At 63.1% G+C, this 15093-nt stretch carries 12 protein-coding genes, 1 other RNA gene and 1 pseudogene; 4 read left to right on the top strand and 10 right to left on the bottom strand.

What is annotated here, in order from left to right; genetic code table 11:
- Position 1: 1 nt before the first annotated feature.
- On the top strand, positions 2–499 hold the full coding sequence (locus F506_RS02820) for an asparaginase domain-containing protein (protein ID WP_053195241.1): 498 nt from the start codon (positions 2–4) through the stop codon (positions 497–499).
- Between the two features lie 70 nt (positions 500–569).
- Here the strand turns inward: F506_RS02820 and F506_RS02815 are convergent, their stop codons facing one another.
- From F506_RS02815 to F506_RS02795, 6 genes are all read right to left on the bottom strand, one after another.
- Positions 570–1631: a porin gene (locus F506_RS02815; protein ID WP_053195240.1), complete on the bottom strand. Its 1062-nt coding sequence runs from the start codon at positions 1629–1631 to the stop codon at positions 570–572.
- Between the two features lie 54 nt (positions 1632–1685).
- Positions 1686–1760, bottom strand: a non-coding RNA gene (locus tag F506_RS22510) — sX9 sRNA.
- A gap of 62 nt (positions 1761–1822) precedes the next feature.
- Positions 1823–2902: an ABC transporter ATP-binding protein gene (locus F506_RS02810; RefSeq protein ID WP_053195239.1), complete on the bottom strand. Its 1080-nt coding sequence runs from the start codon at positions 2900–2902 to the stop codon at positions 1823–1825.
- A 71-nt stretch (positions 2903–2973) separates the two neighbouring features.
- A complete protein-coding gene (locus F506_RS02805) occupies positions 2974–4782 on the bottom strand; it encodes an ABC transporter permease (RefSeq protein ID WP_053195238.1) in 1809 nt (602 codons plus the stop codon).
- Positions 4783–4964: 182 nt separating this feature from the next.
- Complete coding sequence (locus tag F506_RS02800; protein ID WP_053195237.1) at positions 4965–6059, bottom strand: ABC transporter substrate-binding protein; 1095 nt, start codon at positions 6057–6059, stop codon at positions 4965–4967.
- 42 nt (positions 6060–6101) lie between these two features.
- Positions 6102–7088, bottom strand: coding sequence for a Bug family tripartite tricarboxylate transporter substrate binding protein (locus F506_RS02795; protein WP_144423978.1), 987 nt, complete (start codon positions 7086–7088; stop codon positions 6102–6104).
- A gap of 398 nt (positions 7089–7486) precedes the next feature.
- Here F506_RS02795 and F506_RS02790 point away from each other — a divergent pair, with 398 nt between their 5' ends.
- Together F506_RS02790 and F506_RS02785 are read left to right on the top strand one after the other, a co-directional pair.
- Entirely contained in the window at positions 7487–8164 is a 678-nt protein-coding gene (locus F506_RS02790; RefSeq protein ID WP_053201188.1) for a response regulator, read from the top strand.
- The gene (locus F506_RS02785; protein ID WP_053195236.1) at positions 8161–9621 is read left to right on the top strand and encodes a sensor histidine kinase; all 1461 of its coding nucleotides are present in this window, start codon (positions 8161–8163) and stop codon (positions 9619–9621) included. Before F506_RS02790 ends, F506_RS02785 begins: the two co-directional genes overlap by 4 nt.
- Before the next feature lie 4 nt (positions 9622–9625).
- Here F506_RS02785 and F506_RS02780 read toward each other — a convergent pair whose 3' ends face one another.
- A complete protein-coding gene (locus F506_RS02780; RefSeq protein ID WP_144423977.1) occupies positions 9626–10459 on the bottom strand; it encodes a LysR family transcriptional regulator in 834 nt (277 codons plus the stop codon).
- Between the two features lie 85 nt (positions 10460–10544).
- Positions 10545–12084: pseudogene (locus F506_RS02775) on the bottom strand (methyl-accepting chemotaxis protein); the annotation flags it as partial.
- Between the two features lie 295 nt (positions 12085–12379).
- On the opposite strand from F506_RS02775, the gene F506_RS02770 reads away from it, so the two are divergent.
- Complete coding sequence (locus F506_RS02770) at positions 12380–13264, top strand: Rossmann-fold NAD(P)-binding domain-containing protein (protein ID WP_053195235.1); 885 nt, start codon at positions 12380–12382, stop codon at positions 13262–13264.
- Here the strand turns inward: F506_RS02770 and F506_RS02765 are convergent.
- Positions 13252–14076, bottom strand: a complete 825-nt coding sequence (locus tag F506_RS02765) for an amidohydrolase family protein (protein WP_053195234.1) — start codon at positions 14074–14076, stop codon at positions 13252–13254. The two genes, F506_RS02770 and F506_RS02765, sit on opposite strands and share 13 nt — an antisense overlap.
- 18 nt (positions 14077–14094) lie before the next feature.
- Positions 14095–15093, bottom strand: a complete 999-nt coding sequence (locus tag F506_RS02760) for an NAD(P)-dependent oxidoreductase (protein WP_053195233.1) — start codon at positions 15091–15093, stop codon at positions 14095–14097.

Below are 15093 nucleotides of genomic sequence, written 5' to 3'. Positions count from 1 at the left end.
CATGACTTTACGCATCATCGCCACCGGCGGCACCTTCGACAAGCATTATGACGAAATTGCCGGCCAACTCGTTTTCGCCGGCAGCCACCTGCCCGAGGTCATCGCGCGCGCACGCCTGACCGTCCCCGCCACGCTGGAAGAATTGCCGCTGCTCGACTCGCTCGACATGCAGGATATCGATCGTCGCCGCGTGCTCGCCTCCTGCGATCGTGCGGAAGAAAACGCCATCGTCGTCATTCACGGCACCGACACCATGCAGGACACCGCGCGCGTGCTCGGCGCGGCGCAACTGGCCAGGACCATTGTGCTGACCGGGGCCATGATTCCCTACGCCATCCGCGGCTCGGATGCGCAGTTCAATTTCGGCTTCGCCTGTGGCGTGGCGCAACTACTGCCGCACGGGGTGTACGTCGCGATGAACGGGCGCGTATTTCCCTGGGACAGGGTGATCAAGAATCGTGGTGCAGGCGTATTCGAAGAAATCGAAACGGAAGACTGAAGGCTGAAAATGTGCGCCGAGGTCACGACGTCCCGCCAGAGGACTCCGGCGGGAACGTGCTGGGGAATTGTCAGAACCTGTGCTGCATGCCCAGGGTGACGCCAACCTGGCTGTTGCCGAAACCGGCGTCATCACGCGACAGGCCCACCAGCTGGTTGTTCTTCGCCTTGGCGTACGCGCCGCTGGCGTACAGATCGGTGCGCTTGGACAAGGCGTATTTCAGACGCAGCGAATACATGATCGGATCCGCATCAGTGACCAGGTTCTTCTGGTTCTGATAATAGATGGTGCCGATCAGGCTCAACGCCGGGGTGAATTTGTACGTTGCGCCACCCCAGTAGAAATCGCTGCGCAGGTCGGTCGCTCCGGATGCCAGGCTCTTCTTGTAATAGCGATAGCCGAGGCTGAACTTCAGCGATTCCATGACCTGATAGCCGCCGGCCAGATGCACCGTGGTGGTCTTGTCGAAGGAGCCTCCCGGCACTGCGGCGGTACCGTTGACGCGGTCATACGTGGTCGCCAGCGAGAATGGGCCGGTGCCGTAAGCCACACCGACGCCGTACTTGGAGCTGTCATTGACGCTGCCGGCCACTTCGCCGAAGCCGTACATTGCACCCAGCTTGACGCCGCCGAAATCACCCTGGTACTTGATCAGGTTGGACACGCCGGTCGGCATGCCATCCTTGCGACCGCCGGTCGCCCCGGCCGATGTCACCCACGAATATTGCGCCGAATAGCCCATCGGATCGAACGGCAGGATGAAGTCGTACGTGGTGCTGAACGAGCGGCCGGCGACGATACGACCGAAGCCGCCTTCCAGGCCGACATTGGACTGGCGGTTGAACAGCTGCCCGGCGTCGCCGTCGAAGCCGCCGGTATCAAGCTTGAATCCGTTCTCCAGCTGGAAGATCGCTTTCAGTCCGCCGCCCAGATCCTCGGTACCGCGAAAGCCGATGCGCGACGTGTTCATCGCGCCGGAACTCATGCGCGTGACGCTGCCGCCGGTGGCGCTGGCGTTGTTGATGTATTCCACGCCGGTGTCGATCAGGCCGTACACGGTGACGTTGCTTTGCGCCGCTGCCGCACCGCTCACGGCCGTCAGGATGGCTGCTGCCAGTAATTTCTTTTGCACTCTGGTTTCTCCTTGGTAAAAATCGTTTTTATGGTTGTCGCGTTGCTCTGAACCTGCTCACGATCTGTAGCGAGAGGCCATCAGCCGGTGGCGGCCGGAGCGCAGGAACCGGAATGTGCTTGAGCACATGAAGATTCCGAGCACCGCCCGACGCCGGGTCATGGCCTCGCAGTAAGATCATGAGCAGGTTCTCAGAAGGCCCACAGCGCCTGTTCCGGCAATGTGAGCCAGTACTCGCCCTGCTCCAGCTTGTGCGGCGCGTAGGCGCGCAAGCCGACTGTCGTGCTGTCCGCGCTCGTGGCTTTGAACAGGCACTCCCACCGATCTCCCAGGTACATGCACGTGGAAAGCGGCAGGCGAATGGCGTTGTCGGTCTGGTGGTCGGCGATGCGGACTTGTTCGAGGCGGATGATGCCGATGGCCTCGTTGCCGGTATTGCCGCCGCGTGCGCTGGCGACCACGGTGCCGCCTTCGACCTGCAAGGTGACGCGCTGGCCGTCGCGCTGCAGCACCTTGCCCTTGAGACGATTGTTGCTGCCCATGAACTCCGCCGTGAACAAGGTGTCGGGCGTCTGGTACATGCTCTGCGGCGTACCCTGCTGTTCGATCTTGCCGTTGTTGAGCAGCAGGATGCGATCCGAAATCGCCATCGCCTCGCCCTGATCGTGGGTGACCATCAACGCCGACAAACCGAGCCGCACGATCAGTTCGCGCAGGAAAGCGCGCGCTTCTTCGCGCAGCTTGGCGTCGAGATTGGACAGCGGCTCGTCAAGCAGAATGACCTGCGGGTTGTAGACCAGCGCACGCGCAATCGCGACGCGCTGCTGCTGGCCGCCGGAGAGCTGGTGCGGGAAACGTTCGCCGAGATGGCCGAGGCCGAGTTGCGACAGCACGGTCTTGACGCGTTCTGCAATCTCCGTGCCGCCCATCCTGCGCAGCTTGAGACCGTAGGCGACGTTGTCGAACACGGTCTTGTGCGGCCACAGCGCGTACGACTGGAACACCAGTCCGAGGTTGCGTTCCTCGGCCGGCATTTCATAATTGCGCGCGCCGTCGAACACCCGGCGCTCGGCGATATCGATGGTGCCGGCCTTGGGCGACTCCAGCCCGGCGACGGCGCGCAGCAGCGTGGTCTTGCCGCTGCCCGAAGGGCCCAGCAAGGCAACCACTTCGCCGCGCTGCAATTGCATGGAGACGCCCTTGAGAATCGGATTGGCGCCGGCGCCGCTGCCGTAGTCGAGGTGGAGGTCGTTGACGGTGAGTTCTGACATGATGATTCCTTTGATTGCCGGCCGCGACGCTCTTGCCGCGGCCTCGTGTAGTGAATGACGGAGCCGATGAGTTAGTCGTGCAGCTTGATGCCGAAGCGCAGGGCGATGCCGAGGCCGATGGCCACCAGCGTGATGTTGATGAAGGACAGCGCCGCCACCAGCTCCACCGCGCCTGCCGCCCACATCGAAACGATCATCGAACCGATCACTTCGGTGCCCGGCGACAGCAGGTAGACGCCGGTCGAGTACTCGCGCTCGAAGATCAGGAACACCATCAGCCATGCGCCCAGCAGACCGTACTTCACCAGCGGCAGCGTGACGTCGCGCGTGACCTGGCCACGTTGCGCGCCGACCGCGCGCGCCGCCTCTTCCAGTTCAGGACCGACCTGGAGCAAGGCCGTCGTGATCAGGCGCAGGCCGTAGGCCATCCACACCACCGAATACGCCAGCCATACCGAGAAGATGGTTGAGCGCAGCGATCGCAACTGCGGGATGAAACTGTCGACCAGCCAGCGTGCGACGTCGTTATCGAAGCCTTTGAGGAAGTTATCCAGCAACGACGGTACGAACAGGAATACCCACAGGAAGGACAGGCCGGCCAGCAAGCCCGGCACCGCACGCGGCACCAGCACGCTGTAGTCGAGGAAGCGCGTGACGCCGTCGTTCTTGCGATGCATCGCCAGCGCAATCGCGCTGTAGCACACCACTGCGAACGCGCCGCCGATGACACCGATCAACACCGTGTTGACGATGCCGCGCACCAGCGAAGGCTGGCTCCAGACGTCGCGGAAGTTTTGCAGCGTGAGCACTTCCATCAACCTGACGCCGTCGCCCCAGTGCGACACAAAGGTGCGCAAGGCGATGCCCGACAGCGGCACGACCACGGTGAACAGCAGCCAGAAAGCGATCAGCGTGAACGCGATCCAGCGCCACTTGCCGAGCGGCAGCGCTTTCTGGCGCGCACCCTTGCCCTTGATCGAAACGTACTTGTTGGCAGACTTCAGCAGCCACCGCTGCAACATCACCAGCGGCATCGTCACCGCCACCAGGCAGACCGCAACCGCCGCCATCAGGTGATACGAGGGCGTGCCGAGCTTGTTGGTCAGCTTGTAGAGATAGGTTGCCAGCACCAGGTGGCCTTCCGGATCGCCGAGCACCAGCACCAGGCCGAACACTTCGAACCCGAGGAAGAACACCAGTACGCCCGAATACGCCAGCGCCGGCATGATCATCGGCAGCGACACGTTGAGCGCGACTTGCAGCGGCGATGCGCCGGCGACACGCGCGGCCTCCTCGACATCCGAACCGAGACTCTTCAGCGCCGCCGACGCGTACAGGTAAACGTGCGGCACGTGCGTCAGGCCGGCGATGACGACGATGGCCGGGAAGGAATACACATTCCACGGGTCGCCTTCAAAACCGACCACCGACAGCAGGTTGCGCACCCACACCGTATAGAACCCGACCGGCCCCATTGACACCACGTAGCCGAAGGCGATCACCATCGGCGAGACGAAGATCGGCACCAGCAGCATCGGCGCAATCCAGGCGCGTCCCGGCAGATCGGTGCGTACCATCAGGAAGGCCAGCATGCCGCCCAGCGGCACGGCGATCAGCGCCAGCCCGGAGGCGAGATAGAAGCCATTGACGAAGGCCTGGCGAAAATCCGGGTCGTCAAAGATGAAACGATACGAATCCAGCGTCAGCGTCTTGACCGGCGCGAAGAACGGCGCCGACAAGAAGCTTTGGTAAAAAATCAGCAGCAGCGGCACGAAGATGGCCAGCGACGCCAGCGCGACCACGACGCCGCGTGGCCAGTTCAGGCGGAACCGGGCGCGCCGTATCGGCAAGGCGCCGGGAGTGGAAGAAAGTGTTTGCATGGGAACCTGCCGTTTCTGGTGATGAAGCCGCCCGTGTCCCCCGGCATCTCGAAAATTCAGACAAGCCGGGGGCCTGGGAGGCGCAACAGTTGCGCCGCCCATGACGGGTATTACGTGAGAAATGTTGCTGAAAGGCCGCCCGGCTGCACGCCGGGTTGATCAGGACCTGTCGCTGCCGGCGTTTACTTCTTGCCGGCCGCGTCCTTCCATTGCTTGAGGAAGGCCAGGCGCTTGGTCTGGTCCAGGTATTCCAGCAAGTCGGTGTTGACCGGCATCGGCTTCAGGGCGGCGCCGAGTTGTTTCGTCAGTTCAGCCGAGGTGGTCGAGCCGACGACGTCGCCGCGGATCGCGAACAGTTGTGCGTCATTGGCGATGATGGTCTGGCCGCGCTTGGACAGAATGTAGTCCAGCCACAGCTTGCCGGCGTTGATGTTCTTGGCCGACTTGTTGATGAAGATCACGCGCGACAGCACCAGGTTGTAGTCCTTGGTGAAGGAGATGCCGATCGACGGGTCCTTCTTGGCCCGGGTCAATGCATAGGGACCCAGGATGTTGTAGCCGATCAGGTTTTCGCCCGACGAGATGCGTTCGAGCATGGTACCGGTGGAGGACTGCACGCGCACCGCCACGCCGCCGAGCGCTTTGGCGAAGTCCCAGAATTGCGGATTGAGCTTCAGGTCATGCGTAATCAGGCTGAAACCGACGCCGGATTTTTCGATGTCGTAGGTGGTGACCTTGTTCTTGTATTTGTCGAGTTTGGTGGTCAGCAGCCTGGTGAAGTCGGCGTGCGTGGCCGGCACTTCGGCCTCCGGCACCAGACGCTTGTTGTAGACGATGGCAGTGGGCTCGAAGGTGGTGCCGTAGGCGGTGTCCTTCCAGTTGGCCCAGGCCGGGACGGCAGCGGCTTCCGGCGACTTGTAGGCCAGGCCGTAACCTTCCGACGCCAGCTTCATCTGCAGGTCCATCGACGACGACCACATCACGTCGGCGGTCGCGCCGCCGGCGGCGGCTTCGGAGATGAAGCGGTTATAGACCTCAGTGGAATTCATGTCGTTGTACTCCACCTTCACGGCCGGATACAGCGCGCTGAAATCCCGGATCAGCGCTTCGGCCGCCTTGGAATCAGTGGTGCTGTAGACCACGACCTTGCCCTCCTTCTTCGCCGCCTCGACTACCTTGGCGTAATCAGCCGAATAGCCAGACGGACTCTGCGCCAATGCGCTTAAGGACAAACCGGCCAGCGCCAGTGCGATCGTGATGCGGCGTTTTACGAACATGCGAAATCTCCTCTTCAGTTATTCAGAAGCAAGACGGAGCGGTCATCTGACCAACCCCAGTTCCTGCGATTGCTTGCGATATTGCTCAACCACCTTGCGGACGTAGTCGGTCAGCGGCGCGCCGGTCATGGCGAATGGATAGAGTCCGGCGGTCGCGCGCTGGCGCTTGAATTCGTCGGTCGCCATGGTGCGGTCGAACACCGCCACCCAGCGCTGATAGTCGGCGTCGCTGACATGGGCGCTCATGTAGAAGCCGCGAATGATCGGCCACACCACATCGAAACCTTGCTCGCGCGCGGTCGGTACCTCTGCCAGCACACCCGGCAGGCGTTGCTCGGACAACACCGCCAGCACGCGAAATTTCCCATCCTTGGCAGACGAAGCCGCTTCCGAAGCGTCGCCTGAAATCACCTGCACGTGATTCGCCTGCAGGGCGGTGAATGAATCGCCGCCGCCTTCCAGCGCGACGAAGCGGAAGTTGCGCGGATCGACGCCGGCGCGGCGCGCGATCATCGCCACCTTGAGCCAGTCCTGGCTGCCGACCGTACCGCTGACGCCAACAGTGATCTTGCCCGGCTCGCTGCGCATGGCGTCGATCAGCTCGCGCAGGTTCTTGTATGGTGCGTCGCTGCGCACGGCGATCATGCCGTAGTCGACGCCGACGCCGGCCAGCCAGCGCACGTCGGATACGGCGGCCTTGCCATACTTTCCTTGCGCCAGGTTGAGCAGCGAACCGCCCGAAAACGTCACCAACGTGTCGGCGCCGCCGCGGCGCTGCGACACCACCGAACTCCATGCCACCGCACCGATGCCGCCGGGCAGGTAACTGATCTTGACCGGCGCGTCCTCTGTGGCCAGCGGCAAGGCTTTGCGGATCATCCTGCAAGCGCCGTCCATTCCGCCGCCGGGCTTGGCCGGCACGATGCATTCCACCGCACGCGCCGCCTGCGCCGCCGGCGCATGCAGTCCGGCAGCGCCGATGAACAAGGCGCACGCCGTCAACAGATGACGCCGGATGAACGAGTTCATGACAGCCGTCAGACGTCGTGCGAAATGGCAGCCACGCGGTGCAGCGAATACGGGAAAGTACTTTTGCCGGCAGCACGAAAACAAGTACAAAAATAAGTGCGCAAACAAGTGCGATGGCTCATGCCGTGTCTCCGATGTCTGGTTATTATTATTTTTGATTTGACTATGTGGGCGGATGCTACGCGGCCAAACTTTCATTCGGCTTTCAGTGTTGTTAAAGCTTTGCACCACCGGCTGCAAAGCCGCTATTGCAAAGGCCGCGCTTCTGTTAGCATCCGCAACTATCCGTTGCATCGCAGCGCCGGCCGGGCTGATTTTTTTCATGCGGGTCTCCTTGTTGCACTGCACTGCGATTTCATGTGTTTCCGTCATTTCGCTTCTCATTCGGTATCTGCATCATGCGCATTCTATTGGTTGAAGATCATGTCGAACTTTCCCGCTGGATTTCCAAGGCGCTGCAGGATGCGCACCTGACCGTCGAATGCGCCAACAACGGCGATGACGCCGACAGCCTGCTGCTGACGCAGGAGTACGCGCTGGTCATCCTCGACCTGACGCTGCCGAAGATGGATGGCCTCGATGTGCTGAAGCGCCTGCGCGCACGCGGCAGCCGCACGCCGGTGCTGATCCTGACCGCGCGCGGCGGGCTCAACGACCGCGTCAACGGCCTCAATCTCGGCGCCGACGACTACCTCGCCAAACCCTTCGAGCTGGTGGAACTGGAAGCGCGTGTGAAGGCGCTGCTGCGACGCGCTCAAGGAAATGAAGCGGTCACTATCCAGTGCGGCGCATTGAGCTTCGACACGGTGTCGCGCATGTTCACCTATGGCGGCGCGATGCTGGCGCTGACACCGCGTGAACACGCCGTGCTGGAGACGCTGATCACGCGCGCCGGCCGCACCGTCGCCAAGGAGAAACTGTTCCAGGAAGTGTTCTCGCTGGACGACAACGCCAACGTCGACGCCATCGAAATCTATATCCATCGCGTGCGCAAGAAACTCGACGCCGTCGATGAAGGCCGAGTATCCATCACCACCTTGCGCGGCCTCGGTTACCTGCTGCAAGCGGCCGGATGATACGCAACGCCGCCGCGGGACCGGGTAGCCTCGGCAGCCTGCGCAGCCAGCTGATGCGCTGGCTACTGGTGCCGCTGCTGATCCTGGTCGCTCTCGACGCGGTCTCGGTGTATTACAACGCACTGGAAGTGGCCGACATCGCCTACGATCGTTCGCTGCTCGCATCGACGCGCGCGCTGGCCGAGCGCGTATCCGTCGTCAACGGCCAGGTCGTGGCCGACGTGCCCTACGTGGCGCTCGACAGTTTCGAGACCGACACGCTGGGCCGCATCTATTACAAGGTGACCGGCGTCAAGGGCGAGTTCGTGTCCGGCTATGACGACTTGCCGCCGTTGCCGGCCAACGTCAAGCGTTCCGAAGCCTATCCGGCGCTGGTGCGTTTTTACCAGGCCGAATATCACGGCCAGCCGGTGCGCATCGCCGCGCTCTACCAGCCGGTCTACGACGATACGATGCGCGGCATCGCGCTGATCCAGGTCGGTGAAACCATGGACGCGCGCCGCGGCATGACGCGCAAGATCCTGTTCGACACCATGTGGCGGCAAGGCGTATTGGTGACGGTGGCCGCCTTGCTGGTATGGTTTGCGGTGCGCTTCGTGCTGCGGCCGCTGATGCAGTTGCGCAGCGAGGTCGAATCCCGCGCGCCGACCGACTTGTCTGATTTTGACCCGGCACGCGTGCACAAGGAAGTGCGCCCACTGGTGCTGGCCATGAACGGCTACATGGAACGCCTGCAGACGCTGATCACCGGACAGCGCCGTTTCATCGCCGACGCCTCGCATCAGTTGCGCACGCCGCTGACGGTGTTGAAGACGCAGGCCGAACTGGCGTTGCGCGAATTCGACCGCACGCCCGGCGATCCGCGGGCTTTGCGTGAGCTGGTCGAAAGCATTGCCGGCACCACCGACTCCACCGTGCACCTGGCCAATCGCCTGCTGACGTTGGCGCGTGCTGAACATGGCGCGGTCGAAGGCGGTATCGGTCCGGTTTCGCTCACCGACGCCGCACGCCAGGTGGCGCTCGAACTCGCACAGAACGCCGTGGCCAAGCGCATCGATCTTTCCTTCGATGCCGCCGGCGATGTCCTGATCGATGGCAGTCCGTTGCTGCTGCGTGAACTGGTGGTCAACCTGCTCGATAACGCGATCCGCTACACGCCGGCCGACGGCCGTATCGCGGTGCGTGTGGGATACCAGAAAATCGCCGCAGATTCGCACGCAGTGCTGGAAGTGGAAGACACCGGCGCGGGAATCCCGGCCTCCGATCGCGAGCGCGTGTTCGCGCCGTTCTACCGCGCACCGTCAGCACAGCTCGTCAACCCGCATGGCGCAGGCCTGGGCATGTCGATTGTGCGCGACATCGCGTCGGCGCATGGCGCCGAGATCATCCTGGCCGATGGCGCCAACGATGCCGGCTTGCTGGTGAAAGTGCGCTTTCCCGCAGCGACGCGCGCCTGAGTTTTCAGCCCGGGTGCTGCTCGTGACGCACCGCCCAGTCGCGGCAAAAATCCAGCAGCGCCGCCAGCCGCACCGACAACACGCGATACCTGTTGCGCACCATGTAGAAATGACGGCGCAAGGGCGGCAACGGCGTCGTCAATTCGATCAGCCGTCCCGACTCCAGCAAGTCCGCAACCACCGCGCGCGACAGGCAGCTGATGCCCATGCCTTCGGCGGTGGCGCGCTTGATCGCTTCCGAATTGCCGAACTCGCAGGCCGACGGCAAGTGATGCAGGTAAGGCAGCAGAGCATGTTCGACCGCTTCGCGCGTGCCGGACCCGGCTTCACGCAACAGCCAGTCTGCCTCGCTCAACATCTTCAGTGTCAGTCGCCTGCCCTGCGCCGCCAGCGCATGCCGGGGCGAAGCAACCACGATCAGTTCATCCGTCATCCACGGCTCGACGTCGACGTCGCTGGCATGGCACGGTCCCTCGATCAGCGCGGCATCGACCTCGAAATTGCTGACGGCGTCGACGATGTCGGCGGTGTTGGCCACCAGCGCGCGCACGCGCAGCTGCGGATGGTCGCGCCGGTACGCGGCCACCATTTGCGGCAGCATGTAACTGCCGATGGTGGTGCTGGCGCCGACGCGCAATTCGGCGCCAGCCTGGTCGGGCGTCAGGAATTGCTGTTCGATGGTGTTGGCGGCGTCGAGCAGATGCTGCGCCTGCGGCAATAGGAGGCGGCCGTTGTCGTTGAGCATGAGGCGCTTGCCGACGCGATCGAAGAGTTGCACGGCGAGCGTGTTCTCGAGTTCATTGAGCGCGGCGCTGGCGGCCGACTGCGACAGCGCCACGAGATCGGCGGCCGCAGTCGTGCTGCCGGCTTGCGCTGCGGCGTGATGTCCAGTGTGCGCAGCGCCGGCTTGACCGTCACGCCGGTATTGTCCAGCTTGAACACGCTCACCACCTGGGTCAGCGTGCTGGCCTGATCCTGCAGCGATTGCGCCGCTGCGGCGGCTTGCTCCACCAGCGCGGCATTCTGCTGCGTGGTCTCGTCCATCTGCGTGATGGCGCGGTTGACCTGCTCGATGCCGTCGCTCTGTTCCTGGCTGGCCGTGCTGATTTCGCCGACGATGTCCGTGACGCGTTTGACGCTCGCCACCACTTCGGTCATGGTCTTGCCGGCTTGCTCCACCAGACGCGTACCCGAGCCGACCTTGTTGACCGAATCGTCGATGAGCGACTTGATTTCCTTGGCGGCCGAAGCCGAGCGTTGCGCCAGGCTGCGTACTTCCGACGCCACCACGGCGAAGCCGCGGCCTTGTTCGCCGGCGCGCGCGGCCTCCACGGCGGCGTTCAGCGCCAGGATGTTGGTCTGGAAAGCAATCCCGTCAATCACGCTGATGATGTCGACGATCTTGCGCGATGACTCGTTGATCTCGCCCATGGTGTCGACCACCTGGCCGACCACACTGCCGCCCTGGACCGCGACTTCGGATGCCGAAACGGCGAGCTGGTTGGCCTGGCGCGCGTTTTCGGCGTTCTGCTTCACGGTCGAGGTCAGCTGCTCCATCGCGGAAGCGGTTTCTTCCAGCGCGCCGGCCTGGCTTTCGGTGCGTGCCGACAGGTCGAGGTTGCCGGTGGCGATTTCGCTGGAGGCGGTGGCGATGGTATCGGTGCCGCTGCGCACTTCGCCGACGATATTGAGCAGGTTGTCGTTCATGGTCTTAAGCGCCTGCAACAGCTTGCTGGTTTCATCCTTGCCGCTGCCGTCGATGTGCGAGGTCAGGTTGCCGGAAGCCACCGTCTCGGCGATGCTCACCGCTTCGTTGAGTGGACGCGTAATGCTCAGCGTCAGCAGCCAGCCCAGCAGGCCGCCCAGCACCAGTTCGATCAGGCCCAGGCTCAGCAGCAGCGTACGTCCGGACTGGTAGCTCTGGTAAATGTCGCCGGCGGCATCGTCGATGACCTGGGTCTGATAGTTGGCATACTTGAGCACGCTGTTCGCGTACTCGTCCATCATCTTGACCAGCGTGGTGTTGGTCAGCTGTTTGGCTTCCTCCACCTTGCCGGCCGCCTTCATCTTGAAAATATCTTCGCGCGCGGTGCGATACGCCGTACGCAGTTTGCCGACGTTGTCGAACAGCTGCTTTTCTTCGGGAGAAGTGACTGCCGCTTCGACGCGCTTTTGCACTACGCTGATGCGCTTCGATTCGTTGTCGATCTGAGCCTGGAAGAACTTCTGGAATTCCGCATCTTCGCTGCGCATCACGGCGAAGGTGCGTACGCCATTCTCTTTGATGGCGGCGTGCCATTGATTGGCCGTACGTTCTTTCTGCAGGGCATTTTTCACCATGTCGTCGGTGGCGTCGCCGATACCTTGCAGGCGCCAAACGCCGATGCCCACCATGACCGCCATCAACATCAGCATCGCCACGAAACCGATACCGAGCCGTACACCTATCCTGTAGTTCTTCATGGCCGTCTCCTTTTCCCGTACTGCTTTTCATTTCCGCGCCGGTGTGCGCGGGCGTTGAATTATTGTTATCGGTCCAGCGTATCACAGCGAAATGGCTTCAAACCGAAGGTGAGCGATGCTTTGTCAGGCCTTTTGTCAACTCTGCGTCAGGAAGGAGCACAAATTAAGACAATATGACCGAAAGGCAACCATGCAATAGTGATAACGTGCCGCTATAATCCAAGGCTTCGGAAGTGCACCACGGCAATGCGCATGGTCGCCGTGTCACTCACTTCACGATCACCCTCACGATCACATGACAACAAAACCGGACGCGGCTGCGCATGCTGCGGAATTAGAAAAGCTGACGCAGTCGCTGGTGCGTGAACCGGCCCGGCTGGCGGCCGACGAAACTGTGGCTCACTGGACCCACAGCGAACGCAGTTTTGAAGTCATCGCCGAAGCCGATGCAGTGGTGTTGCTGACCGGCACATCAGGCTCCTGTTCCGACGACTGGCACTCCTATCGGCAAGGCATGGTGGACACCGCCGAGCGCATCGCGGCGGCGGTGGGCAAGCGCGATACGCGCGTGGTGTATTTTTCGCACGTCGATGCCGACGCCGGGGCCGGCAACTGGCATCTGAAGGCCAAGGGCCTGGCCGAAAATGTGCTGGCGCGGCTGCACAACAGCGTGATCTTCCGCATCGGTCCGGTGGTGCGCGGCAGTCCGCATCCCTTGCCGTTCGAGTTGTCGTTGCAGCAACGCGTGCCGGGCGAGACGGTCTTGCTGGCCGGCGACGGCGGGCAGCGTTGCAGCCCGATCAATCTCGGCGACGTCGCCACCATCGCCGAAGCCGCCGCACTGGGCGCAGGCGATGCCGGGATCTACGAACTCGGCGGTCCGGAAGAATACAGCCTGGCCGAACTGGCGCAGCTGGTCAACGGCCGCGAGGTGCCGCTGCGGTGCGTGAGTGCGGAACAGTTTTCAGCGCTGCGCGGCGTGCCGGCCACTATGGCCGACCTGATGACGCGAGACTGTGCGCCGCAGGGAGTGGAAACCACCGCCGCGCGTTTCGGCGTGCAGTTGACGCCCTTGTCGCTGGCATGGCCGCTGGATGACCCCGACAGTTTTGATGAACATCAGGCTGACATTCCGGCAATTGCGCCGTCTCCCATTTTCAGCTTCGCTCAGAACCCGTAAAGCGTCGCCGGGTTGTCGACCAGGATGCGCGTGCGCACTTCGGCCGACGGCGCCCATGCCGGCAACAGGTCGAGCAGCGCGCGATTGGACGGTTGCGGATTGCGGCCGGGGTGCGGCCAGTTGCTGGCCCACAGGCAGCGCTCGGGAAACTCGCGCGCGAAAGTGCGCGCCAGTGCGCCGACGTCTTCGTAATCCGGCGCGCCGGTTTGCGAGGTCTCATACGGCGCCGACAGCTTGATCCAGCAACGTCCCGTATCAAGCAAGCGCAACAGGCTTTGCATGGCGGGATGATCGGGCGTTACCGGCTTGAGGAATTTTCCGTTGTGGTCGATCACGACCCGACACGGCAAGGACTTCAGCAGGTCTTCGTATTGTTCGAAATCGCGACCATCGATCTGCAGATTGATGTTCCAACCCAACGGTGCAATTTTGGCGGCGATCGGCTCCAGCATGTCCCGGCGCATCACGCCGCCGCCGTTGGCCACCATCATGAAACGCACGCCGCGCACGCCGGCCCGGTCCAGTGCCGCAAGTTCGCTTTCTGAAATTTCCGCCGGTACCGTGACGATGGCGCGCGCACTGCCCTGCGCCTGCTCCAGCGCATCGAGGGTACAGCGATTGTCGAAACCGTATCCGGTCGGTTGCACGATCACCGCGCGCCCCAAGCCGAGCGCCTGCCGTTCGCGCAGATAATCTGACCACAGCGACTGCGGCGGCCTGGAGGGCGCCGTCGGCATCAGTTCAAAGCGCGTGTAATCGTAAATGTGGATGTGGCAGTCGCAGGCGTCGGCCGGTATCGCGCTGGAAGTCATGAGCTGTCTCCGCTGATCTTATTGTGCCGGCGCGAAACGCGCCAGCCGGTGCGCCTTGCCGGCATTGACCGCGCCCTCGGGCAAGCGGCCGGCCAGAATCGCCGCCACCTGGTTGACCGTATCCATCGCCTGATGTTCGGCCGCCTGCGGCGTCAGGCCGCCGATATGCGGTGTGGCGATGACGCCCGGATGGCGCGCCAGCAGCGATGACGGCATCTGGTCGGGCGCCATGCCAACGTCAAGGGCGGCGGCGGCGATGACGCCATGGTCGAGCGCCAGCAGCAGCGCCGCTTCGTCGACCAGCTCGCCGCGCGAGGCATTGATGAAGAAGGCCGATGCCTGCATCTTGGCAAATGCGGCGGCGTTGAACAGTTGCGCCGTTTCGGGCGTGGCCGGGGCCAGGCAAACCACGTAATCGGATTGCGCCAGCATGGCGTCGAAACTGGTCGCGACATGCAACGGTTCGGTGATGTTTGCGTAGGGATCGGCGACGACGATCTGCATGCCGAGCGCCTGCGCAATCCGGCACAGGTATTGGCCGATGGTGCCGTAGCCGGCCACGCCCAGCGTGGCGCCGCGCAGTTCGCGTCCCATCCTGACGGCGGGCGCGACGCCATTGCGATAGGCCAGCGCGGCGTCGCTGATGCCGCGGCTGAGATCGAACATCGCGGCCAGCACCCACTCCGCCACCGAGGCGGCAAAACCCGGCGTCGCGCGTGTGACCAGCACGCCGTTGCGGCTGGCGGCATCGACGTCGATGTTGCGGATATCGACTGCGCCACGGCAATAGGCGGCCAGTTGCGGCAGACGATCAAAGACCTCGGCGGGCGCAGCCGGGATGCGCGGCGCGACGATGATGTCGCAACCGGCGGCGGCATGCACCAGGTCGGTTGGGGTCAGCGGCGTTTCGCTGTCATTCAGGCGTACCGTTCCCAGCGCCTGCAACAGCGCCAGCGGTTTGTCGCCATAGTAATTCGCGCGCGTCCCGGGGGAATACGCGAGGTAGATGTCGGCCAT

Origin of the sequence: Herbaspirillum hiltneri N3 (genome assembly GCF_001267925.1) — a bacterium.
Taxonomy (GTDB): domain Bacteria; phylum Pseudomonadota; class Gammaproteobacteria; order Burkholderiales; family Burkholderiaceae_D; genus Herbaspirillum; species Herbaspirillum hiltneri.
The sequence above is the reverse complement of the archived record's forward strand: the minus strand, read 5'-3'. Positions and strand labels throughout refer to the sequence as shown.